This is a genomic window from Acinetobacter sp. YH12134, from assembly GCF_013418555.1.
Lineage (GTDB): Bacteria > Pseudomonadota > Gammaproteobacteria > Pseudomonadales > Moraxellaceae > Acinetobacter > Acinetobacter indicus.
In genome coordinates, this window is the sequence record NZ_VPBT01000010.1 from 66,059 (window position 1) to 89,484 (window position 23,426).

Genomic DNA, 23,426 nt, shown 5'->3' on the forward strand with positions numbered 1-23,426 from the left:
AAAACAAATTATTATTTTTATGTTAAGAGGCAATCCACGATGAAAATCATTGCCGTCATGATCTGTTTAATTGGCTGTGTTCTTGTCTATTGCAGCCACCGTCATCAAAACTTACTCAAGCAGCATTTCGCGAAATCCGCTGGTCTGATTGGGCTGATTCTGCTGATTATTTCACTCATTTTATTGTTCTGCAGTGTGCCGAAGCTTGTCGCTATTTATATGTGGAGTATGACTTTGGTTGCGACATGGTCATTACTTCCATTCATTGCCTTATTTAAGAAAAATATCCCTCATGAAATTTCTCATTCAACAAAAAATCCAAGCTGATTGGTGGTCGAAAAGTATTGCAGGGTGGGTTTTAGGCTTAAGTTTGGCCATTGCCTGTGCATCATTTATTACCCTTTGGGGGCTGAATCATTTAGACAGAGCATTGGCACCGCAAGTCGGTATGTGGTCAGTTCCTTGGCTGTATTTACCGCTGGTCTTTATTGCTTACTTCATTCCCAAAGGCTGGCAAGCCTTGCTGATTTATAGTGTGCTCAATGTCATTGCCTACAGCATTTTATTGAGCATTCGAGGGTAATTAATCGTGAAAATTCGCACCGATATTCTTCGACATGCCAAAGAGCTACATACTTGGGTTGGAATCACTTCAGGTATTTTACTGTTCATCTGCTTTTTTGCAGGCGGACTCAGTATGTTTCAGCATGATCTCAGTAAATGGGCAACACCTGCACAGCAAAGTTTAAACAGCATTCAAAGCACGCAATACAATGATTTGGTTAAACAAGTTCAAGCGGAATATCCTGAAACCTTAAAAAGTTTTCAACTGAATGTCGATTCAAAGGAATTCCATTATGCACCGATGCAATGGAAAGCTGCAGCAGAAGCACAAAATGATGATCATGGGATTGATCTGTATCAGAATTCGATGCTGGCAACGTTGAAGCAGGATGGAACATTACATGTTGAACAGGAGAACTTATCCAAGCTCGGCTGGTTGATCGAGCAATTACATGAAACGGCTGGAATTCCCGGTTCTTTAGGTGATCATACTTTAGGTATGTATGTAATGGGTGTTGTGGCAGTTTTATATTTCTTGGCCTTGATGACAGGGCTAATAGTGCTGCTGCCAACATTAGTCAAAGATTATTTTGCCATTCGAGCGGGAAAGAATAAAAAGCGTTTTTGGTTAGATGCACATAATGTGGTGGGTATTACCAGTTTGCCGTTCCATGTGATTATTTGTGTGACCGTGATTGCTTTTGCTTATCATGATGTCATTTATGATGCCATTGGTGGTTTAGTATCAAAAGATAAACCTTTATCTGCACGGCCTGCTGCGGTAAAAATCGTAGAACCGGTTGCGCCACTAGATGTTGAAAAAGTGTTTGCCAAAATTCAAAAGCAAGCGCCTGAATATCAAATCAGTTCGATCAGTTTTAACAACCTAGATAATCCTGCAAAAGCTTCTGCACGCGCCAATTTATACAGTGCAGATCAAATGCTGCGAGGAGATCGGTTTGATGTCATGGTGTTTAATCCATATCAAGACCAGCCTTATAGAACCAATAATCTAAATACCCATGCGACAGCAATGGATCAAGTGATCCGCTCCATGTTCAGTCTCCACTTTGGCAATTATGGTGGTGATTTCACCCGTTGGCTGTATTTTATTTTTGGGATTGCAGGGGCATTTCTGTTTTATTCAGGCAATATCTTATGGATTGAGTCGCGAATTAAACGTCAGAAAAATCCTGAAAAGCTACCACTGAAACAGCGTAAAGACGTGCGGTTTATTGCAAATTTAACCATTGGTGCTTGCTTGGGTTGTGTACTTGCTATCGTGACGAGTATGGCAATCGGACGTTGGGGAAGTTTAGCCAATCTTGGTCTAGATAGTATGAATCATTTACTTGTGTATAGTTACTATCTGATTTTTATATTCTGTCTTATTTATAGCTTTGTAGTTGGTGCTGCAAAAGCAATAACTCAATTATTATTCAGTATTGCGCTGCTCTTAGTTTTACTTGCGCCGGTCAGTTTGGTGCTCAGTATGATCAGTGATACGACCATGTCTTTATGGTGGATTGATCTAATCGCGATGGTCTTTGCATTGGCATTTCTCCGTTTTTATCAACAAGCAAAATCAAGACAAAACCATGCGCAAGTTGGGAGTATTTGGTATTAAGAACGAATAAAAGAGAGATCTATGGGGGCTTATGAAAGACATTTATTAAGCTGTGTGATTCATAGAGATCGTTTCAATTTAGCGATCTCTAAATCCATTTTGTAATTGGCATGTTGAATCTGTTCTATTGGAATGCCTTTGGTTAACTTATTTGGTGCCTTCATAAAATGCTGCATCCATTTAGCCTCTCCACCTATTAGAGCATCTAGTGATATTGCAATACGAATTAAAATAATTGCGAGCTCTCCCTGACTTGAATCGGGATCTAACTCAAGCGAATTTAAAGTTTCTATTGAATCTAAATTGAGAATGATAGCAAGCTGGCCCTGGGTCAAACCAAGTTGATTTGCAGATGATAAAACTGCTTTAGCTAATACCTTTTTGTTTTGCAATTTTTTCTGATGTTTTATGCATGACTGATCTCAGTTTCAGACGTTGCTAATACCTCGAGTTTATACTATTTGATTATCGTTACTCAGAGTTCAAATTTTGGTAGTGTTTCAAAAAGTATGCTGAAAAAAACAATATGGCTTTTGATAAAATAGAGGTATGAAAATAACGCTACAAATCAAATTTCCTACCTGTCTAAGTAACAATATAAAGAGAAATGGCATCAAAGTATATGGGAAACAAAACCATCAGTGCAAAGATTGCAAACGTCAGTTTATTGGTGATCATGCATTAAGCTATCAAGGGTGTAACTCAGGTATTACGAACCTTAAGTGAATCGATTTATCAGATTCAGCCTAGACAAAGTCACTACGAATGTCTTGAAGTCGATGAACTTTGGACTTTTGTAGGGAATAAGCAAAATAAACAATGGCTTATTTATGCCTACCATCGAAAATCTGGAGAAATTGTTGCTTATGTTTGGGGTAAGCGGGATTTAGCAACGGTTCAACGTCTTAAAGCTAGACTTAAAAAGCTTGGGGTTCAATATGCTCGAATTGCGAGTGATCACTGGGATAGTTTTATCACAGCATTTCAATGTTGCAAGCAAGTGATCGGTAAGTTTTTTACCGTCGGTATTGAAGGTAACAATTGTAGAATTCGTCATCGAATCAGGCGTGGATTTAGGAGAAGTTGCAACTTTTCTAAAAAGCTCGAAAATCATTTTAAAGCCTTTGATTTGACTTTCTTTTACCTTAATAACGGATTTGTTTAACGCCAGCATACTTTTTGAAACACCACCGTAATTTGAACCGTTAACATGTCAGTAGGCGTAGGATCTAATGGTGCGGAGCAAGATAAGGCAATAAATGCAGGCTTATTCGGTAGTGGTGAGCGACCATTCCCTAGCTTAGCATAAATTAAGCGAATCCATTTGGATACAAGATTTGTATTCAATCCATGTTGCAAAGCAACCGAAGCAATTGAAACGTTCAGTGCTTTACAAGTCTGAACGATCTGCTGTTTAAATTCAGCACTGTATGTTCTTCGTTTTTTCGCAAGAGATGCGATGGATGTCTGATTATTTGTAGTCATAAATTTAAGTCCCCCCTTGTTTTTAAGTGGGGACTTAATTAAGGCTTAGAGGATGAATTCGTAAGGTGTGTGCAGCGGACGCTTACGTAAAGTTTCAAATTCGTGAGCATATAAAGGCTCTTGAACACCTTTTGCAATTATTATCAAAGAAACTTCAATCGTAGTTTTATCCTTTATATTTTAGTTGAGATCAATGTTGGCACAAAGTCTTAAGTTCATAATATCAGTGAAAATATGGATTTATTAAAAAAAGAAAACCCACCATAAGGTGGGTCCATTTGAGGGAAATAAATTATTGCTTCTTGAATTCAGTAATGCTGATTGGCTTACCTGGTACTAATTCAACCACACCATCTCCAGCTTTAAAGTGAATTGATACACCTTGGTCATTAGCTAGACGTACACCTGATGCTGCAACAGTTTGCTTTAAGTGATGAACTTTACCAGAGTTGTCCACCAATTCTGCAGTTTCAAAGTTGTCAGAGGATTTAAGCTCGAGCGTAAGATCCATTGGTCCAGTGAAGTAAATAACTTGAGTATTAGCTGGAGTATTAGTAGTCTTATCTTGTACAACATCATTTTGAGGTGTTGAGGTACACCCTGTAAGTGTTAGTCCAAGTAGTATTGTGCCAAGTAAGTATTTCATTAAGCAAACCTTTTTAAAATGAATATATCCAAATTTATACTATTCGTTCAAAACTAAAATTTGAAGGGTGGATTACATATACCTACATAAAAGAAAACCCACCGATAGGGTGGGTTGGCTAGACTGAACCGTACCGGGTTTGTCGGAGACTCAATATTCTGAGAGACTATTCCGATGAAAAAACCAAACTATACCCCCGAAATTAGAGAAAGAGCGGTTCAATTACTCATTGAATCTGAAAAAGATTATCCTTCTACTTGGGCTGCAATCACAGCAATTGCGCCTAAGATTAGTTGTACTCCTGAAACACTTCGTGTCTGGCATCAAAAGCATTTAGATCAGCAAAATCCTATTAAAGTACAACAGATATCTGATCAAGAAAAAATGAAGCAAATGGAACGCAAAAATAAAGAACTGCAACGTGCAAATGAAATTCTACGTAAAGCAGCCGCTTTTTTCGCCCAGGCGGAGCTCGACCGCCCACACAAATAATGGTGGATTTCATCCATAACAATAAAGACTTATATGGTGTTGATGCGATTTGTAGGATTTTACCAATCGCAGCTTCAACCTATTACCGAACTTTAGATCTCGCGGACAATCCAGAACATCGAGCGAAACGAGATCTACATGATGAGCATCATGCTGAACAAATTAAACGAATTTGGAAAGAAAGTTCAGGTCGATATGGTGTGCGTAAGGTCTGGCAACAATTGAAACGTGAAGGTTATGTTATCGCACGTTGTACAGTTGCTCGATTGATGCAGAAGCTAGCTATACAAGGTGTTTGGCGTGGTAAGAATAAACAAACCACCCGTAGCCGAGATGATCAAAAAAGAGCAGATGATTTAGTGAAACGTAATTTTAATGCTGATCATCCTGACCAACTGTGAGTGAGTGACTTTAGTGTGCCGCAGCAAGCGGCGTAAGAGATGAGGGTATGGCCCCTCGCTATCGGCTTGCAGGAGCAGGTAGCAAACCACCATAAGCGGCTTGGATCAAAAGTCCCGGTCGTGAGCGTTATGGAAAAGGCATCGTAGAGATGTCAGGTAAGAATTAGGAAGGCGAACAACAGTGAACTGCCGTTCAAGTGTCGAAAGTACTCAAATGACATCAAAACCGGGGATGGAAGTTACCCCGCGATTAGTTTGGCCGTTACCTGCTTACGGGCCATTCGGTGTCCGGCGCAGAGGCAGCGCGATCCTAATTCAGGCTCTTACGTTGAACTGCGGGAACCTTCGGTGGCGATGTCAAGCGAAAGGTACAAGCTCAAAAGGCAAGGCCGATAATAGCAATGCGTCACCAAGGGGCGGAGCAGCTCGTAGTAGTGTTGAAGTTACTGTAATGGTAATGGAGCGAAGGGGCTGCATTATCCAGGTCTGCGGTCTTGTCAACTGCACAAGCAGGAGGAACAAGGCTTTATGACCAAACCATTTAACATTCCTAAAGCGTTAATTTGGGAGGCATTTAAGAAAGTCAAAGAGAATTGCGGTGCTGCAGGCATCGATCATGAATCTATTGAGCAATTCGAACACGACTTAAAAGGCAACCTGTATAAACTATGGAATCGACTTTGTTCAGGCAGTTATTTTCCATCGCCAGTCAAAGGTGTTCCGATTCCAAAGAAATCAGGTGGGGTACGTATGTTAGGCATTCCAACAGTAGCGGATCGAGTAGCACAAACAGCTGTCAAGCTTAACCAATCGTTTAGAAGCTGCAAATTTACGAGCATCAGTCGGTACAACTGGCGATTCATACGATAATGCTCTGGCTGAAACAGTGAATGGCTTATACAAAACAGAGGTGATTGAATATTTAAAAGCAGATTGGCAAGGTTTAGCAGATGTACAACTTGCGACACTAAACTGGGTAGATTGGTTCAATAAAAAGCGTGTACACAGTGCACTGGGTTATGTATCGCCTTTTGAGTTTGAAGCAATGTACTATGATAAGATTAACCCGTTAGGTCAGGTGGCCTAACTTAAATAAAAAAGTCTCCGACAAACCCGGTACGGTTCAGTAATGGAACCGACATTGAACAATGGAAATTCGTTCATCCGTCACTTCATAAACTAATCTATGCTTCTCATCAATTCTACGGCTCCAGAATCCTGAAAGATTTGCTTTTAAAGGTTCTGGTTTTCCAGTTCCTTCAAAGGGTGTTCTTTGACATTCTCTGATTAAGGTATTGATACGTTTGAGTATCTTTTTATCCTGTGTTTGCCAATAGATATATTCATCCCAGGCATTTTCAGTCCATTCGACATTACGACTCGTCATCTATAATCAACTCTCTTTGTTTGGTTTTACCTGCGCGTAATTGAGCAATTGATTCGTTTAAACGAGTGGTATTATTTGGAGATGAAAGGAGATACAACGTTTCCATTAAACTGTCGTAATGATCTTGTCCCATTACTACAGCATGACCGCCTTCTTTTCTTGTAATGAAAGCGACATCTGCATCATCAATAACTTTATCTAAAACAGATTTTAAGTTGTTACGTGCGTCTGTATATGTAAATACATGCATATATTTCTCCCTCATAAAGTAAGCTGTGTTAAAACGCTACTGACTAGCTGATCGTGATTGAACTTTACAATCTAAAATGTACAGAATTTTGTACATGTTGTCAATTTTGTGTAACAGTTTTATATCAAATAGGCTTTGTTGCACAAAGATTTCATAACTATATGATTTTAAAAGTTTTGATTATTTTTTAATCCAAAATTAAATTTATTTAAATCAGATGCTTACATATTTATGCAACAAAGCCCCAGCCAATAGAAAAAACACCAAAGTTCACTACCAGATAGCGAGTTATAATTTAAATTTGAGTGAGTTGGGGGATGCTTCAAATTATAAATCTTTGTGCAACAAAGCCCTACTATTCTGAAATGACACCTTTGTCCGTTATAATTGTATAAACATTTTTAGTGTCTGGTAATTATGTCCTCATTGATCAATTTTCTATCTCGCTTTAGTACTGCAACTCTTCAGCGCAGCCAGAGCTATGCTAAATACATTGATAGGAAAACGATTGAGTTCTTTGAAGAAAATGACGATGTCACGATGTATGCCCAAATTGAAGGGACAGATTATTACGATACTGCAATTACCTATAATCTTAAAAAGGACCGTTTAATTGATGACGACTGCACTTGTCCGGTTGGATATAACTGTAAACATGCTGCTGCTTTAGCGCGGTTATTCTTTCAGGAATATCGCCAAGAATTTCAGCAGCGTTATGCTGACTCTCAATCCCCGCAGGGAATCGCAAAACGCCAACGTGGGGATGATCAGGCACAGCGCTGGTTGAATGATTTTAAACGGTATTTACAACAGACTGAACCAGAGCAATCTGTCAAAACAAACAATTATTTAATTTACCTGCTAGATCAGTCTGTCAGCTTAAAGAAATTGACAGTTGATGTTCAGAAAGCCAGACGCAATAAAAACGGCTCAATTGCGGGGGAAAGTTATTATACCCAATATGAAAATATCACCAGAAAGCATCTGACTTTACCTGAACAAAAACGACAATTATTTAACCAGATTTATTATTATGCCAAAATAAACAGTGACGAACGCTTTTATCAAAGCAATCTTGATATCTCCGGAATTTTATTGGAGCATTTCAAATCTTTTATTCAAAGTGGCGATGTGTACTGGCAAAAAAAGAGCCATACTGCACTTCAATGGTCAGAACAAGGCTATCACATCGAACTGATCTGGCAACAAGGTGTAAACAAACAGACAGAGCATTTAAATATTGAATTGGTCAATGGTGATATTCGACTCGATTTAAAATCAAATCCACATATCCAAATTCTCGCTAGCCAGCCACCGTGTTATGTGGATATTCAACAGAACACGGTGGGCCAGTTATATGGTGAATATACGGCAAATCTTCTGTACCATTTTTTACAGATGCCTGATCTTCCATCTATGCTCTTGCCAGAGTTTGAGAAACTGACTCATCAATATTCAGACGTGAAAAATCTGCCTCAGCCCGAGTCTATTCAGCATATTGATGTCCTTGAGGGTAGTCCCCAGCCAATTTTACGCTTCGGTGTTTTAGATAAATTTGATTGGAAATGGGAAGAGTCTGTTTGTGCTGAAATTGAATTCTCCTATGCAGGCGGGCGAATTAAAGCAGGTACATCAGGTGACAGTTTCATTGGTGAGCAGCATGACAAAATGGTGCGACAGCTTCGGGACTTAGTTCAGGAACAACAGTCAATCCAGCGTTTACAGCTATTGGTCGAATCACTGAAGTGGGTGAAAGATCTTAGTTATGACCAGCAATTAAAACTGGATAAACAACGTCTCGATTCTATGGTTTTTGCTTTCTATGGAGACTGGATCAAACAGCTGATGCCCATCAATCAAATTGAGTTGATGGGCTGGCAGATAGAGCATCTGGAAAACAGCCCCTTTAACCTGCAATATGTCGAAAATTTAAATATTTCTATCACTGAATCTGAAGGCCAGCAGGACTGGTTCAATATCGGGGCGACGGTTCAAGACAGTGCAGGCAATTCTTATAATTTACTTGATGCGCTCGTAGCTTTGGTGCGAGTAAATCCTGATTTACTTGATCCGCGGACTTTTATTCATCTGCATGACAGTCAAATTTTCACCGTGAAAACTGCAGTTGATCAACCTGATTTGGCGCTATCCGCTAGGGATATTAAGCCGGTATTATTGCATTTGCAGAGCATTTTACAGCAAGAAGAGCGCAGTATTGATCGCTATGATGCGAGTCAATTATTAGAATTGCAGCATAATCTTGGGATGACATGGCAGGTCAGTGATCGCCTGCAGAAATTTGTACATAAATTCAAACAAGGCTATCAGCAACAACTGCCAACACCACAAGGTTTTCAGGGGGAGTTGCGTCTATACCAGCAGCAGGGCTTAGGCTGGTTACAGTTTTTAAGGGAAACCCAGCATGGCGGGATTCTGGCAGATGATATGGGCTTGGGGAAAACAGCACAAACTTTAGCCCATTTACTCATGGAAAAGCAGGCTGGATATTTGCAGGATAGTCCCGCCTTAATTGTTGCACCCACATCGCTGATGCATAACTGGTTCAAAGAAGCGGAGAAATTTACCCCAGAGCTCAAGGTATTGCTGCTACAGGGGCCCGATCGCCATCAGTATTTTGAGCAGATTCCGCACTATGATATTGTGTTAACCACCTATCCGCTTCTGGCGAGAGATGAAGAGCAACTAAAGCAATATGAATATCATCAACTCATTTTGGATGAGGCGCAGAATATCAAAAATCCGCGCGCCAAAGCTGCACAGGTAGTACGGCAATTAACAGCGCGACATCGTCTATGTCTAACCGGTACACCTATGGAAAATCATTTGGGTGAGCTGTGGGCACTATTTTATTTCCTGATGCCAGGATTTTTATATTCACAAGAAATTTTTAATAAAAAGTACCGTCATCCGATTGAAAAGCGCGGTGATGAGCAGTTAAGACAAAAGTTGGTCAACCGGATTAAGCCCTTCATTTTACGTCGCTTGAAAACTGACGTAGCCAAAGAGTTGCCAGAAAAAACCACGATTGAAGTCAATATTGACATGAATGAGCAGCAATCCAAGCTATACGAGGCTGTTCGCGCCACGATGCAGGCAAATATTCAGAAAATTGTGGCAGAAAAAGGCTTTAAGCGTAGTCAAATCCAAATTTTAGATGCCTTGCTGAAGCTGCGTCAGGTCTGTTGTCATCCTAGCTTGCTGAAACTGGATTCAGTGAAAATTGGGCAGGCGTATTCTGCCAAACTTGAACAGTTGATGGATATGGTTGTTCCAATGGTGGAAGAGGGACGAAAAATTCTTATTTTCTCTCAGTTTACCTCAATGTTGGAACTGATTGAACAACAGCTCTATCACGCAAAAATTGGCTATGTGAAGCTGACTGGAAAGACCAAAAAGCGAGATGAAGTCATTACAGCATTTCAGTCTGGACAAGTGCCGGTATTTTTAATCAGTCTGAAAGCAGGAGGGGTTGGTCTGAATCTAACTGCCGCAGATACGGTCATTCACTATGATCCATGGTGGAACCCTGCTGCTGAAGATCAAGCTTCAGATCGTGCATGGCGGATTGGACAGGACAAGCCGGTATTTGTGTATAAGCTGATTACCAATAAAAGCATAGAAGAAAAAATTATTGCCTTGCAGCAGAATAAAGCAGAACTGGCACAGTCTATTCTAAGCACAGATCATGAGGGAGAAGCGAAACTGACGGAAAATGACGTGATGAACTTGTTTGAGAAATTTTAGTTTGGTTTCAGATTACCCTAATCATCTGTAAGTATCTGAAAGTCTGGATGCAATTTTTTCCAATGTTCTCTTAATTTTTCTTTATGAGCAGAATCCATTGGTAAGTCTAGTAATAGCGCTGGCCATACTGACCGTGCTTTATCGATGATCTCACGAAGTTGTTTTTCTATAACACGCCATGGAACACCGACTTTTTCCGCCCATTGTTTAAAGTGTTTCATCTCAGCTAAATACCAATCTTTATTTTTGGCAAGATTCAATGCGAAATGACGCTCATTTTCAATATATACACTTGTCATCAATATATCGTATGCAGGGGATAATCTTGGCGTTGTTTTATCGTGATAAATCATACTCCAGTTCTTTAAGTGTGCATCTCCATTGGCGAGTAAAATATTGACTAGTAAACGGCTGGCAAATTGCTGAATATCAAAAATTTTGTTATCAGAATAGTGATAAATAATCTTACCGATCTGCTCATAATTTGTGGTGCTGTATTTCTGATGTGGATATGCGCCGAAGATCTGAGCAAAGTCTTCGATGTGAATAAGCTCTGTAGTATCAGCAGTACTTTGTCTATCAAATCTTTTGATTGCAAAAGCATATTGCTCTTGGGGTAAATTTAATGGTGGAAGGTTTTGTAAGAGTGCCATATCTACCAAACGAATCTCAGGGACATCTATTCCGACCATTTTGGCAAGGCTCATCATAGAATATTCATTCAGCGGAACAAAAGCATGTCTGGTAGAAGGAGTTTTGATAATCCAATCACCGAGTAGGCTGGATTCTGTTGCCTGCGCTAATGTAAAACGCCCATCTTTGGCTTTCATGGAAAACTTCATTTGGACACCAGCCAAGGAAAACTTATTATCTGTTCGAATCTCTTGTTTTAAGATCTGATCTGGATTAGAGATCTGCAGTTTGAATTTTATTTCATCTGGAATTTCTTCTGGATCTAATGGAGTCGCAATGAGTGCTCCAGGTAAATCATGACCTAAAGCTGCCAATAACTGAAATTCATTGTCTATATGTACTTTGAGGCTTTGTGCAATCAGTTCGCATAATGCACCTTCTGGTAGCAAGTTTGATAGCAAGGGATGTAAACGCTGATGTGTAACATAGGTCTTTTCTAAAATCTTATCCACTTGAGGATACAAGGGGGAAGTCAGCAGGCTCAAGGTCGGGCGTTGCTGATCAGAGCGGAAAGAATCTGTAAAAACCAGAATATTTTTTCCGCTCTGAAATCCTGCCAAGTATCCAACGATACCGTGATGTAATGTTAATTTCAGGACGGCAACAGTATTCATGGTTCCTCTCCTCCGAGAAGACCCTTCCATGGGTTAGTCATTAAGTCATCCTGATCTTCAATAGTGACTTTAATTTCATCATTCAATAATTGTCTGATCAAATGAACCTTATCATCAGGGATGAGCATCAGTTGAGCATTTAATCCTGCCGCTATAATTTCTAAGGTCTCTAATCGAGGGTTGCCCTGACTTTCCAGTTTTTGGTACTGCTGTCTTGAAATGCCTGTACGGGATTGCATATCAACTTGCTTTAAGCCCAATTGGGTTCGTCTTTTTTTGATTTGCTGAAGTAAAGACTTATTTAATGTAGACATATTTATTGCTTTTTGGTGGCATAAGAAGCATATTAGTTGCTTTTTTATTAAGAAGCAATGACAGAAATTATTAACAGGCTCCGCGGCATCAATATTTAGGATCTAGGCAAGCTGATCTTGTTTAACATAAGCCACTTAGTAGTAGCTAATACTATCTTTTGTTTTGGAGTTTTTTTTATCTTGTATGATTGATACTCTGGAGCATCATCTACACGGTTTTTTGTTCACAGTTTTGAAAGAGCACTTTTGTAAACTTAATTTTTTAAGTATAAGAATTTCTTATGAAGAAAAATATTGAATAAAATCAACAATAAAAAAGCCCTAATCTTTCGACTAGGGCCTTTTAAATCTGGAGCGGGAAACGAGACTCGAACTCGCGACCCCAACCTTGGCAAGGTTGTGCTCTACCAACTGAGCTATTCCCGCAGGGTCGATCAATTTTTTACTTTAAAAAATGAACAAAAAAGAATTTGGAGCGGGAAACGAGACTCGAACTCGCGACCCCAACCTTGGCAAGGTTGTGCTCTACCAACTGAGCTATTCCCGCATGCGGTGTATAATACATTATGCAAAAACAGGGTCAATAACTTTGTGAAAAAACTTGTGCTGATTGCATAAATAAAAGCCATTTTGACCAAGGTTTAGATGATTTCTGCTGTGAAATCAGCCCATAGCGGCGGTTCAGGCGGGAAAAAGCCGGTTTTCAGCCGGTCGCCACAATATCGCAAAAAGAACAGGGTATACTAAGATTAATCTCAGGCCTTTTTGGATGCATGATCATGAGCATAGAACAACAACTGATTGAACGCTTACACACCCTGAACCCGACACATTTAGACGTGGTGAATGAATCTTCTGGTCACGGCGGCTATTATCCGGGGAAGGAATCTCATTTTAAGGTGGTAATCGTTAGTGAACAGTTTGCCGGTTTACGTCTGGTGCAGCGTCATCAACACGTCTATGCCGCGGTCGGTGATCTGTTAAGTCCAAGCAAGATTCATGCGCTGGCAATTCATGCCTTTGTTCAGGATGAATGGCAAGGACAGGATACCTCAAGCCCGGAATGTGCCCACGCCCCGAAACAATAACCCGGAACAAGAAATAGAGATCAGAACAGTTCATGGAAATCCAACTTTTACTTAAAATTATTCATATGACCAGCATCAGCGTATTGCTGGTCATTCTGCTGGCCCGTGGTCTGACCTTATTTAAAGGCGTGCAGGGCAACCAGCCCAATCCGGCCGGACGCACACTATGGGTGGCGCTACAACATTTATCGGTTACGCTGATAGTAGTAACCGGAATTGTGCTGCTGGCATTAAAGGATTTTCAGGTCGAAACCTGGTTTTATGCCAAAATCATTTTATTCCTGGTGATGCTGTCTTCGTTAATGAAAGCCTACCGTAAAACGGACAGTATTTTACTGGTGCAACGCCGCGCCGGCTGGGGCATAGCCCTGGTTGCATTACTGGCGATTATCGCCTTGGTAATGATCAAGCCAAGTTTTGGTTAATTGTTCGACAATAATGTCTATCTCTCGGCTATACTTCGCTACACTTGAGCCAATTAGAATATAAAATCAGAGGGATAGACATGCGAACACGTGTGGTCTTTAACCAGAAAGGCGGCGTTGGAAAATCCAGTATTACGGTCAATCTGGCCGCCATCAGTGCCCATCAGGGCTTTAAAACCCTGGTCATTGATTTGGACCCGCAAGCCAACTCCAGCCAGTATTTACTGGGGGATGATGCCACCTATTCCACCCATAAGCCGGCACTAGAGCCAAATATCCAGAACTATTTTGAAGAAGTGCTGGGCAATACCCAAAGCAAAGGCTTAATTGGCAATGCCTTGGGCTCGATCTTAAAAAGCCGCGCCAAAGGTCTGGAAGCCTATGTGCATCAATCGCCCTTTCCAAATCTGGATGTAATTCCAGCCAGTCCAGACCTGGGCAGTCTGGCCCATGCCTTAGAAAGCAAACATAAAATCTATAAATTGCGGGATGCCTTGGCCTCACTGGCCGGGCGTTATGAGCGGGTCTTTATTGATACACCGCCGGCGTTTAACTTCTTTACCTTGTCAGCGTTGATTGCGGCTGACCGGGTATTAATTCCGTTTGACTGCGATGTGTTTTCCAAACGTGCCCTGCACAGCCTGATTGAAAATGTGCTGGAAACCCAGGAAGACCATAATGCCGAGCTGGAGATCGAAGGCATTGTAGTGAACCAGTTCCAGGCCCAGGCCAAGCTGCCACGAGAAGTGGTCGAGCAGCTGAAAGAGGAGCAGTTACCGGTATTTAACAGCATGCTGCCACCCTCAGTCATCATGAAAGAGTCGCATCATAAAAATCTGCCGCTTATTCATTTTGCTACAGATCATAAATTGACGCAGGCCTATCAATCGTTGTTCAATGAGATTGAACAGAAACAATCCTGAGATGGGCATGAAAACACTGTATATCAGCCTGCTGGCTGCCGGAACCTTGCTGCTGGGTGCCTGTGCCACGACGGTTAAACCGACCTATGTCTCGCCTACACATTATCAGGCGCTGAACTGTCAGCAGCTGCAAAGCGAATATAACCGGATTCAGTCCTATATTGATCAGGGCGTACAGGCGCCTAAACGGACCGGCGTTGGTATGGGGGTGGGTCTTGGCGGAGGATGGGGCAGTCGTGGCGGCTGGGGCATTGGCCCAAGTGTTTCGGTCAATATGGGACAATCATCGAATACCAAAAATACTGAACTGGCACGGGTGCTGGGCGAGCAGGAAGCCATTGTGCAGGCGGCGCGTTTTAAAGGCTGTCCAATTGTTGTACGCACCAAGCAGGCCAGTTAAGGCTTCGCATTTTTCACGCTGGGCTGGCAGTTTATGCGAGTCACGGCGTGAAAAATCTTAGCAAAATGTTTCAGAAAAAATTATTAAAAATCTTAAATTTAAATAAAAATAAAGGCTTTTTTATCTGTGCAAATATCCTCCCAGTCGTGAGAAAAACTTGTCAATTTTTATCAAATTAATATAAGGTGTGCGCCTAATTTCAGGTAATTTCAGGTGTCTATGATTGAAAGTTGGCTGTTTGTGCTGGCAATGATTGCGGTTCTGCTTATTCCGGGACCAACCAATGCTTTGCTTGCAAGTTCAGCACATCAACATGGAGTTGCCAGAACCAGTTTATTTGTGCCTGCCGAGCTGCTCGGCTATTTATATGCCATCAGTTTGTGGGCGCTGCTGATTCATCTGACCGTCCCAATCTGGCCGTATTTAAGCCATATTCTGCATGGCCTGAGCGCACTATATGTGCTGTGGACGGCTTTTCATTTGTGGAAGCATGCGCATCTGGTCAAGCATAACCAGCTCAACCCGTCTATCCGCCCGCATCAGCTGTTTTTTGCCACCTTAAAAAATCCCAAGGCACTACTTTTTGCTGCCGGGATTTTACCGACTGAAACCTGGGATAATCCGACCAATTTCTTGATGGTCTATGCAGTGTTCTGTTTGGTGCTGTTGCCGACCGCAATGTTCTGGATGTCTTTTGGTCGCGCGATTTTGTCGGGAGAATCCAAGCAAATAAAAGCCGATCTCTTGTATAAAGGATCGGCCATGTTGCTGGTGCTGTGTGCTTTTCCGGTTATTCTGCGCTTTTTTGCTTAAGCGCGGACCTGCTTTTTCAGCTTCTGGCGGGCAAAACCAATCACCCCCGGCAAGACACTTAAAATAATGATGCCAAAAATCAGATAGGTAAAATTCTCTTTCACAATTGGCATGTTACCAAACAGATAACCTAGGGTAATAAATGAGCCAATCCAGCAGAAAGCGCCCACTACGTTATAGGTCAGAAAGTATTTATAGTTCATGCTCCCGGCACCGGCAACAAAAGGGGCAAAGGTGCGGGCAAAAGGCACAAAACGGGCAAAAATAATGGTTTTACCGCCATGCTTGGCAAAGAATTGCTGGGTGGCAATTAGGTGTTTTTTATTAATAAAGCGTGATTCAATTTCAAATACCCGTGGTCCAATATATTTACCAATATGATAGTTCAGGGTATCGCCCAAGACAGCGGCAATAAACAGTAAGCCGCCCAATAACCACGGATCCATGGCACCGGTCGAGGCCGCCAGCGCACCGGCTGCAAATAACAGGCTGTCTCCCGGTAAAAAGGGCATCACCACCAGACCGGTTTCAACAAAAATAATCAGAAACAGGATGGCATAAATCCAGACCCCATAATTGGTAATGAACTCAAGTAAATGCGCATCAACATGCAGGATAAAATCAATCAGTTCCATGAGGGAAAAACAAGCAGAAATGTAGTCAAATCCTATCAGTCCGGTTGGTGAAAGTCAGTAGAAAAACGTAAATAAATTTCCGCTGTCATCATTCTAAATTTGCAACGATACATCTTTGAAATGGTGATTTTTTGATCTTCGGCCAGTCCCTAAGATAGCAGCATCTTTTTACTGATCTGCTCTAGGTTCTCTCATGTTTAATCCAAATACTGTGGTTGCCAAAATCTTTCAAACCCCTGCCTTAAACAACCTGTCGCTGGTACTGGCGCGTGTCTTGCTGGCTTATATTTTTATTGTGTCGGGCTGGGGCAAAATTGCCGGCTATAGCGCAACGGTGGGCTATATGGAAGCGATGGGGGTGCCGGGTGGCCTGTTACCGCTGGTGATTCTGCTGGAGCTGGGTGGTGGTCTGGCAATTTTACTGGGTCTGCAAACCCGTCTGGTGGCATTGGCACTGGCAGTATTCAGTTTGCTGACTGCATTTATGTTCCATGGTGCACCGGAAGATGCAGTTAACCTGATGAAGAACCTGGCGATTTCAGGTGGTTTCCTGCTATTGGTGCTGCAAGGTGCAGGTAAACTGAGTCTGGATCATCTGATTGAAAAATAAGACGCAATGCAGGGAAATAATTTTCCCGTCATTCAGTACAGGCAGCTCCGGCTGCCTTATTTTTTGCCTAAATAGATAATAAAGAAGAGGGTCGAGAACATCTGCCGGTAGCGGCCTGATTCGGGGATCCGCACAGACTGATCTGAATCTTGTGTTTAATGCGCAGAAAAAATGCTAGAATACGGCGCTTATATTCGTTTGCCTCTCATAGTTGTTTGTCATGACTACCAATACTCAAATTACTGAAGATCGTATCCTGATTCTGGATTTCGGTTCTCAATATAGTCAGCTCATCGCACGCCGTGTTCGTGAAGCTGGCGTATATTCTGAAATGTATGCCTATGACATGTCTGAAGAAGACATTCGTGCATTTAATCCAAACGGTATCATCTTGTCGGGTGGACCTGAAAGCGTTCACCAGGAAGGCAGCCCGCGTGCACCACAAGTGGTGTTTGAACTGGGTGTGCCGGTATTGGGCATTTGTTATGGCCTGCAAACCATGTGCGAACAGCTTGGCGGTAAAGTTGAGCCAGGTACTGTCCATGAGTTTGGCTATGCAGAAGTAGACATCGTGGTGCGTGACCAGCTGATTGGGAACCTGCAAGACCGTGAAAACCAGCTGCATGTCTGGATGAGCCACGGCGATAAAGTTGCCTGTATTCCGGAAGGTTTCCAGGTGACAGCGCAAACTCCAAGCTGCCCAATTGCCATGGTATCTGACGAAACACGTCGTTTCTACGGCATCCAGTTCCACCCGGAAGTAACGCACACTTCTAAAGGTGCAGAATTACTGTCGAACTTCGTACACCAGATTTGTGGCTGTCGCGGTCTGTGGACACCAGAGCACATTATCGACCTGCGTGTAGAACAGCTACGTGAACAGATTGGCGATGAAAAAGTACTGCTGGGTCTGTCAGGCGGTGTGGATTCTTCCGTGGTTGCTGCATTGCTGCATAAAGCAATTGGCGATCAGTTGACCTGTGTATTTGTAGACAACGGTTTGCTGCGTTTAAACGAAGGCGACCAGGTTATGCAAATGTTTGCTGACAACATGGGGATCCGCGTGATTCGTGCCGATGCTGAAGACCGTTTCCTGTCTGCACTGGCAGGGGTCACTGATCCTGAAGCGAAACGTAAGATTATTGGCCGTGAATTTATTGAAGTGTTTGCTGAAGAAGCACGTAAATTAGATGGCGTGAAATTCCTGGCACAAGGTACGATTTATCCAGACGTGATTGAATCTGCCGCCAGCAAACAGGGCAAGGCGCATGTAATTAAATCACACCACAACGTGGGTGGTTTACCGGATGATTTGGCTTTTGAACTGGTTGAACCGTTACGTGACCTGTTTAAAGATGAAGTACGTAAACTGGGCACCACTTTAGGTCTGCCACACAGCATGATTTACCGTCATCCATTCCCGGGTCCAGGTTTGGGCGTGCGTATTCTGGGTGAAGTGAAAAAAGAATATGCCGACATTTTACGTCTGGCTGATGACATCTTTATGCAGGAACTGCGTGCCAGCGGCTGGTATGACAAAACTGCACAAGCCTTTGCTGTATTCCAGCCAGTGAAATCTGTTGGGGTGGTGGGTGATGGCCGTCGTTATGCCTGGGTTGTTGCCCTGCGTGCCGTTGAAACAGTTGACTTTATGACAGCACGTTTCGCGCACCTGCCATATGATCTGGTAGATCGTATTTCAACTCGTATCATGAACGAGATTAAAGACGTTTCACGTGTGGTATATGACGTATCGTCTAAACCACCTGCAACAATTGAATGGGAGTAATTCAGGGCTTTCGGACAGTACTGCTGTCCGCCTGAATTACGCCATGAGCCCATTTTAAAGCACTGCTTTTAAAATGGGCGCAAGGTGCCCAGCCGTTTAAAGCCCAAAATTATTTAAAAAAGAGCGCTTAAGCGCTCTTTTTTTATTTATACTGAATAAAAATAAAATCTTAAGTTTAAAAATATGTCTTTACCTACATACGATCAGTTAATGCTTCCTTTAATGAGATTATTGTCGGAATTAGATCAGCCCATTAAAATTTCAGATGCTGCTGATGTTTTAGCTGAACGTTCAAATCTGTCTGAAGAAGATTTAAATCAAACACTGCCAAGTGGAAAAAATATATTTAAAGATAGAGTTTCATGGGCAAAGACATATTTAGTCAAAGCAGGCTTGATTCAGCAGCCTAAAAGGGCCTATTGTGAGATCAGTGATTTAGGAAGAACAATTGATTTAAAAAATTTAAATGCTATAACCAATGAATTTTTAGCCCAATTTGACGGGTTTAAAAGTTTTAAATTTGGCAAGAAAAATGAAGATGAATCGGAAGTTAAAACTTTAACAGATGCAGAAAGTTTAAATTTTTATCCGGAAACACAAACACCTGAAGAAACGATTCAGACTACGACAGAATTATTAAAGTCTAATTTGAAAAATGATTTACTTCAGATCATAAAAGATAAATCTCCTTTATTTTTTGAACGACTTGTTGTCGATCTTCTTGTCGCTATGGGGTATGGCGGTTCACATCAAGATGCAGCGCAAGCAATTGGAAAAACGAATGATGGTGGAATTGATGGTGTAATCAGCGAAGATCGCTTAGGTCTGGATAAAATTTATATTCAAGCAAAACGCTGGGAAAATACCGTGGGGCGTCCTGATATTCAGCAGTTTAAAGGCGCTTTGGCAGATCAGGTCGCCAAGAAGGGTGTTTTCATTACAACTTCAAGTTTTAGTAAAGAGGCAATTGAGTCTGCGAAGAAATCAGGTATTGTTTTAATTGATGGCAATAAGCTGACCTCCTTGATGATTGAATTTGGTTTAGGGGTACAGATAGAACGGAGTTTCCATATCTATAAAATCGACCAAGACCGTTTTGATGAAGATAATTTCTAATTCATTTTGCAGAGCGCCTCGGCGCTCTTTTTGTATTTAAACCACCCAGGAAATATTGGGCGGACAGGCCGGTTTTTTCGGTTCGCTCATGCCAATATCATAGTGCAGCACACAATTACGCCCATGTTGTTTGGCCGCATATAAGGCAATATCAGCTTCTTTAATTAATGTGGTTAAATCAGGCTGCTCGACTTTAAGCTCAGACACGCCAATCGAAACAGTAAAATTCAGGCTGATATTCTGGCCAATATAAATCCGGTGCTGGGCAATTTTGGTTCTTAAACGTTCGGCAATCAGCAGTGCATCCTGCAGACTGGTTTCGGTGAGTAAAGCGGTAAATTCCTCGCCACCAAAACGCGCCAGAATATCCTTGCGCCGCATTTCCTTACGGGCAATATCAGCAATGGTCTGCAGCACCTGATCACCGACATCATGACCATGGGTGTCATTAATCTGCTTGAAATAATCGACATCAAACATCAGCAGGCAGGTCGAAGCATGCTGCGGCCATTCATGTACCTTATGCTCGGCAATATGCACAAACTGGCGGCGGTTGCTGAGCTGGGTCAGCTCGTCGGTATGCGCCAACTCTTGCAGAATATGGAAATTCCAGTCATTTAGCATGGTTCTGAGAAAATTACGCCGTGCATTCAGGGTATTGGTCCAGCTGATATATAAACTGAACAGCCAGATTGGCAGATAGACCAGCGCAAAAATAATGGTTTCAATGGCGCTGGTTAAGTTAGATACGCCTAAAAACACCACGGTACTGATTAAAAACGAGGTATATAGCGCCGGCTTAAAGCGCACCTGAATACACAAATTGGCCAGCACCACAAAAATGACCGAGGCATAGATATAAATATCGATATAGGGGCTGTTCGACAAGGACATCAGATAAAACCACAGGCCGGCACAAACCAGCGTGCCGACCGGTAAAATCTGGTCATGGATCCGGATATCTTTCACATATTTGAACAGGAAATAATTAATGCTGATGGCCAGTACAATCACGATGACTCTGGCGATACCGGAGAGCAGACTGACATCGGGCAGTACAAAATAATCGGCGAAAAAGTACAGTAAAAATGCCAGCTGGCCAATGTGATTGACCTGTTGTAAATACAGCTTCTGGTGAATGGTCTGGAATTTATAAAAATAGTCTTCAAACTGGGGCGGAATACGGGCAGCCGGATCTTGCAGGGCCTGTTCCAGGGCCTGACGACTTTCCAGGTCGCACTCTGACGCTTGTAAAATATGTCGATCCGAATCATCGGGTGCAAGATCTGTTGAATTCGTCGACATTCTAATCCGATTTCCCATCTTCATAGAATTGCCCCAAGTCTTTAATAAAATCAAAGTAATAGTATAGCTTTGACGATTAAAAAAAGACCTCCCTAAATATGGGTAATTTGCTGAAAAAAAGCCTGAAAATGGCAGGAAAAGAGAGGAAATTGTGTGCTGGTGCTCACATGAATCTTTACAACAAAAAGCGATTTTTTGATTGTTCTGCCAGGAGAATGCTGCATATTAACTGAACTATAGCAAACTCATGCAGCATCCGCGTATAAGATAAACAACAAGATGAGCGACATGGAACATCGCCAGAGTTAGGATACAACTATGACCAATGCCAACTATACCGAACTGTCCCATTCAGACGATTGTGAAAAATATATCCAGCAGTTTATTCGGGAAGTGCCGCTGCGCCGTGCAGAAATCGGGCAGGGCACCGTCATTAAACGCGCCTTGCCCAGCCGTCATAAACGCATGATTGGCGCCTGGTGCTTTTTAGACCATGCCGGTCCGGTCAGCTTTCCGCAGGGTGACGGGCTGGATGTCGGGCCACATCCGCATATTGGCCTGCAAACATTTACCTGGATGATTGAAGGCACCCTCATGCATACCGATAGTATCGGTTCCAAACAATTGATCCGGCCGAAACAGGTTAACCTGATGACGGCCGGGCAGGGGATTTCGCATACCGAAGTCGCGCCAGAGCAGGAAACCCACATGCATGCGGCCCAGCTGTGGATTGCCTTGCCGGATGCCAAGCGCAATATGCCATCGCGTTTTGACCATTATCCTGAATTACCGGTGGTGTCACGAGATGGGGTTGAATTTACCGTGCTGGTCGGGGAGTTTCTGGAAACCCGCTCGCCGGTTGAGGTGCATAGCCCGTTACTGGCATTAGACTTAACTGCGGCAGAAACGGTACGCACCCGGCTTCAGCTGAATCCGGCCTTTGAATATGGCTTTATGGCGCTAGAAGGCACGGCGCATATTAACCAGCATGAACTGAACGAAGACAATATGGTGGTGCTGGAGCCGGGTCTGCAGGACATTGAGATTGAACTGCACCAGGGTGCACGCGTACTGTTACTGGGCGGTGAGCCATTTGAATCCGCGATTTTACTATGGTGGAACTTTGTCGGACGTACCCAGGACGAGCTGAGCGAGGCACGTGACCAGTGGGTCAATCAGGACCCGCGTTTTGGCAGCATTCCAGATTATAATGGGCCACGGCTGGAAGCACCGGCCCTGCCAGATAAAATGCGTGCTTCACGTTAAGCAGGCATGATGAATTGAACTTCAGGCCCAAGCGTCGCGATCGATGGGTGGGCCTGATGATGCTGAGTTGCCGCAACCGGTCAAGGTGGCCGGTGGTTCTTTATTTCAAGAAAAACAATCAGAGTGTCATTATGATTACTGTGCATCATCTGGAACAGTCGCGTTCCTTTCGTATTTTGTGGGCCTTAGAAGAACTGGGCCAGCCTTATCAGATTGAATTTTATCGCCGTTTACCGAGTTTTGCCGCACCACCCGAGTTAAAACGGGTGCATCCGCTGGGTAAGGCACCAATTTTGACAGATGGTGGGCAGCCGATTGCCGAATCTGCGGTGATTTTAGAGTATTTACAGGAACAGTATGATCCGGCGCAGCAGTTCAAGCCAACACATCCGGCCGATCAGCAGCAGTACCGTTACTGGATGCACTATGCCGAAGGTTCACTGATGCCATTGCTGGTGATGCAGCTGGTGGCCAGTAAAGTGCCGCAGCGCGCACCCTGGCTGATTCGTCCGGTGGCAGCAAAAGTCAGTGAAGGTATCCAGCAGGGTTTTATTCAGCCGCGACTCAAAGATCATATCCAGTTTCTGGAAGATTATCTGGCCACACATGACTATTTTGCCGGCACATTTTCCTTTGCCGATATTCAGATGGCCTTTCCGCTACAGGCCTTGCAAAGCCGTACTGATGGCAAATATCCGCAGATTGAGCGTTATCTGCAGCGACTGGCACAGCGCGAGGGCTATCAGCGGGCGTTCGCTCGTGAACAGAAGCTAGAGGCACAGTTGGCCTAAACAAAATTTGAAGCTATAAAAAAAGAT

The 23,426-nt window shown here is 42.7% G+C and carries 22 protein-coding genes, 2 tRNA genes, 5 pseudogenes and 1 other annotated feature; of the genes and pseudogenes, 18 read left to right on the plus strand and 11 right to left on the minus strand.

Translation table 11 applies throughout. The features are described from left to right. Nucleotides 1-39 precede the first annotated feature (39 nt). The 3 genes from FTU69_RS07665 to FTU69_RS07675 are packed head-to-tail and all read left to right on the plus strand — an operon-like array spanning nt 40 to nt 2,191. On the plus strand, nt 40-327 hold the full coding sequence (locus FTU69_RS07665) for a hypothetical protein (RefSeq protein WP_180103680.1): 288 nt from the start codon (nt 40-42) through the stop codon (nt 325-327). Further along, nucleotides 293-583, plus strand: a complete 291-nt coding sequence (locus tag FTU69_RS07670) for a hypothetical protein (protein ID WP_180103681.1) — start codon at nt 293-295, stop codon at nt 581-583. Before FTU69_RS07665 ends, FTU69_RS07670 begins: the two co-directional genes overlap by 35 nt. Before the next feature lie 6 nt (nt 584-589). After that, nucleotides 590-2,191 (plus strand): PepSY-associated TM helix domain-containing protein, encoded by a 1,602-nt coding sequence (locus FTU69_RS07675; RefSeq protein WP_180103682.1) that lies wholly within the window; start codon nt 590-592, stop codon nt 2,189-2,191. A 59-nt stretch (nt 2,192-2,250) separates the two neighbouring features. Here the strand turns inward: FTU69_RS07675 and FTU69_RS07680 are convergent. Beyond that, a pseudogene (locus FTU69_RS07680) lies at nt 2,251-2,605 on the minus strand (DUF2384 domain-containing protein). Between the two features lie 135 nt (nt 2,606-2,740). Between FTU69_RS07680 and FTU69_RS07685 the strand changes: the two are divergent. Then, nucleotides 2,741-3,356 (plus strand): annotated as a pseudogene (locus tag FTU69_RS07685) (IS1 family transposase). On the opposite strand, the gene FTU69_RS07690 reads toward FTU69_RS07685, so the two are convergent. Next, nucleotides 3,353-3,676: a transposase gene (locus tag FTU69_RS07690; protein WP_180103683.1), complete on the minus strand. Its 324-nt coding sequence runs from the start codon at nt 3,674-3,676 to the stop codon at nt 3,353-3,355. The pseudogene FTU69_RS07685 and the gene FTU69_RS07690 overlap by 4 nt on opposite strands. 292 nt (nt 3,677-3,968) lie before the next feature. Further along, nucleotides 3,969-4,322, minus strand: a complete 354-nt coding sequence (locus tag FTU69_RS07695) for a hypothetical protein (RefSeq protein WP_180103684.1) — start codon at nt 4,320-4,322, stop codon at nt 3,969-3,971. Between the two features lie 174 nt (nt 4,323-4,496). Between FTU69_RS07695 and FTU69_RS07700 the strand changes: the two are divergent. From FTU69_RS07700 to FTU69_RS07710, 3 pseudogenes are all read left to right on the plus strand, one after another. Further along, a pseudogene (locus FTU69_RS07700) lies at nt 4,497-5,212 on the plus strand (IS3 family transposase); the annotation flags it as partial. Then, nucleotides 4,772-4,888: a sequence feature (AL1L pseudoknot), on the plus strand. Its footprint overlaps the pseudogene before it by 117 nt. 531 nt (nt 5,213-5,743) lie before the next feature. Next, nucleotides 5,744-6,019: pseudogene (locus FTU69_RS07705) on the plus strand (group II intron reverse transcriptase/maturase); the annotation flags it as partial. After that, nucleotides 6,015-6,302, plus strand: a pseudogene (locus FTU69_RS07710) (integrase core domain-containing protein); the annotation flags it as partial. The pseudogenes FTU69_RS07705 and FTU69_RS07710, both read left to right, overlap by 5 nt. A 36-nt stretch (nt 6,303-6,338) precedes the next feature. Here the strand turns inward: FTU69_RS07710 and FTU69_RS07715 are convergent. Together FTU69_RS07715 and FTU69_RS07720 are read right to left on the minus strand one after the other, a co-directional pair. Further along, nucleotides 6,339-6,602, minus strand: coding sequence for a Txe/YoeB family addiction module toxin (locus FTU69_RS07715; protein WP_004907133.1), 264 nt, complete (start codon nt 6,600-6,602; stop codon nt 6,339-6,341). Then, complete coding sequence (locus FTU69_RS07720) at nt 6,589-6,852, minus strand: type II toxin-antitoxin system Phd/YefM family antitoxin (RefSeq protein WP_016658858.1); 264 nt, start codon at nt 6,850-6,852, stop codon at nt 6,589-6,591. The genes FTU69_RS07715 and FTU69_RS07720 overlap by 14 nt, the downstream gene beginning before the upstream one ends. 417 nt (nt 6,853-7,269) lie before the next feature. Between FTU69_RS07720 and FTU69_RS07725 the strand changes: the two genes are divergently transcribed. Next, entirely contained in the window at nt 7,270-10,617 is a 3,348-nt protein-coding gene (locus tag FTU69_RS07725; protein WP_180103685.1) for a DEAD/DEAH box helicase, read from the plus strand. Nucleotides 10,618-10,634: 17 nt separating this feature from the next. Here the strand turns inward: FTU69_RS07725 and FTU69_RS07730 are convergent, their stop codons facing one another. The 4 genes from FTU69_RS07730 to FTU69_RS07745 all read right to left on the minus strand — a co-directional run bounded on the left by FTU69_RS07730 (nt 10,635) and on the right by FTU69_RS07745 (nt 12,785). Next, complete coding sequence (locus FTU69_RS07730; protein ID WP_180103686.1) at nt 10,635-11,924, minus strand: type II toxin-antitoxin system HipA family toxin; 1,290 nt, start codon at nt 11,922-11,924, stop codon at nt 10,635-10,637. Continuing rightward, nucleotides 11,921-12,238: a helix-turn-helix domain-containing protein gene (locus FTU69_RS07735; RefSeq protein ID WP_180002657.1), complete on the minus strand. Its 318-nt coding sequence runs from the start codon at nt 12,236-12,238 to the stop codon at nt 11,921-11,923. Before FTU69_RS07735 ends, FTU69_RS07730 begins: the two co-directional genes overlap by 4 nt. A 350-nt stretch (nt 12,239-12,588) precedes the next feature. Next, nucleotides 12,589-12,664, minus strand: a tRNA-Gly gene (locus tag FTU69_RS07740). Nucleotides 12,665-12,709: 45 nt separating this feature from the next. Beyond that, nucleotides 12,710-12,785, minus strand: a tRNA-Gly gene (locus FTU69_RS07745). Nucleotides 12,786-13,017: 232 nt separating this feature from the next. On the opposite strand from FTU69_RS07745, the gene FTU69_RS07750 reads away from it, so the two are divergent. The 5 genes from FTU69_RS07750 (at nt 13,018) to FTU69_RS07770 (ending at nt 15,887) form a co-directional block, all read left to right on the plus strand. Next, nucleotides 13,018-13,326, plus strand: coding sequence for a BolA family transcriptional regulator (locus FTU69_RS07750; RefSeq protein WP_180103687.1), 309 nt, complete (start codon nt 13,018-13,020; stop codon nt 13,324-13,326). Nucleotides 13,327-13,358: 32 nt separating this feature from the next. Beyond that, nucleotides 13,359-13,751: a SirB2 family protein gene (locus FTU69_RS07755; RefSeq protein ID WP_168383793.1), complete on the plus strand. Its 393-nt coding sequence runs from the start codon at nt 13,359-13,361 to the stop codon at nt 13,749-13,751. An 80-nt stretch (nt 13,752-13,831) separates the two neighbouring features. Further along, complete coding sequence (locus tag FTU69_RS07760; RefSeq protein ID WP_005181342.1) at nt 13,832-14,674, plus strand: ParA family protein; 843 nt, start codon at nt 13,832-13,834, stop codon at nt 14,672-14,674. A gap of 7 nt (nt 14,675-14,681) precedes the next feature. Next, the gene (locus FTU69_RS07765; RefSeq protein WP_180103688.1) at nt 14,682-15,074 is read left to right on the plus strand and encodes a hypothetical protein; all 393 of its coding nucleotides are present in this window, start codon (nt 14,682-14,684) and stop codon (nt 15,072-15,074) included. 219 nt (nt 15,075-15,293) lie between these two features. Further along, nucleotides 15,294-15,887, plus strand: a complete 594-nt coding sequence (locus FTU69_RS07770) for a LysE family translocator (RefSeq protein WP_168369832.1) — start codon at nt 15,294-15,296, stop codon at nt 15,885-15,887. On the opposite strand, the gene FTU69_RS07775 is transcribed toward FTU69_RS07770, so the two are convergent. Next, nucleotides 15,884-16,522, minus strand: a complete 639-nt coding sequence (locus tag FTU69_RS07775; RefSeq protein WP_005181345.1) for a DedA family protein — start codon at nt 16,520-16,522, stop codon at nt 15,884-15,886. The genes FTU69_RS07770 and FTU69_RS07775 overlap by 4 nt on opposite strands. Before the next feature lie 193 nt (nt 16,523-16,715). Here FTU69_RS07775 and FTU69_RS07780 point away from each other — a divergent pair, with 193 nt between their 5' ends. From FTU69_RS07780 to FTU69_RS07790, 3 genes are all read left to right on the plus strand, one after another. Then, a complete protein-coding gene (locus tag FTU69_RS07780; protein ID WP_104473514.1) occupies nt 16,716-17,132 on the plus strand; it encodes a DoxX family protein in 417 nt (138 codons plus the stop codon). Nucleotides 17,133-17,352: 220 nt separating this feature from the next. Continuing rightward, nucleotides 17,353-18,921 carry a glutamine-hydrolyzing GMP synthase gene (guaA, locus tag FTU69_RS07785; RefSeq protein WP_005181347.1) on the plus strand — a complete coding sequence of 523 codons (1,569 nt, stop codon included), beginning with the start codon at nt 17,353-17,355 and terminating at the stop codon, nt 18,919-18,921. 183 nt (nt 18,922-19,104) lie between these two features. Then, the gene (locus FTU69_RS07790) at nt 19,105-20,037 is read left to right on the plus strand and encodes a restriction endonuclease (protein ID WP_180103689.1); all 933 of its coding nucleotides are present in this window, start codon (nt 19,105-19,107) and stop codon (nt 20,035-20,037) included. A gap of 36 nt (nt 20,038-20,073) precedes the next feature. On the opposite strand, the gene FTU69_RS07795 is transcribed toward FTU69_RS07790, so the two are convergent. Continuing rightward, on the minus strand, nt 20,074-21,342 hold the full coding sequence (locus tag FTU69_RS07795) for a GGDEF domain-containing protein (RefSeq protein ID WP_180103690.1): 1,269 nt from the start codon (nt 21,340-21,342) through the stop codon (nt 20,074-20,076). Nucleotides 21,343-21,660: 318 nt separating this feature from the next. Here FTU69_RS07795 and FTU69_RS07800 point away from each other — a divergent pair, with 318 nt between their 5' ends. Both FTU69_RS07800 and FTU69_RS07805 read left to right on the plus strand, forming a co-directional pair. Then, the gene (locus tag FTU69_RS07800; RefSeq protein ID WP_180103691.1) at nt 21,661-22,608 is read left to right on the plus strand and encodes a pirin family protein; all 948 of its coding nucleotides are present in this window, start codon (nt 21,661-21,663) and stop codon (nt 22,606-22,608) included. A 131-nt stretch (nt 22,609-22,739) separates the two neighbouring features. Then, nucleotides 22,740-23,399 carry a glutathione S-transferase family protein gene (locus tag FTU69_RS07805; RefSeq protein ID WP_160243630.1) on the plus strand — a complete coding sequence of 220 codons (660 nt, stop codon included), beginning with the start codon at nt 22,740-22,742 and terminating at the stop codon, nt 23,397-23,399. Nucleotides 23,400-23,426 lie beyond the last annotated feature (27 nt).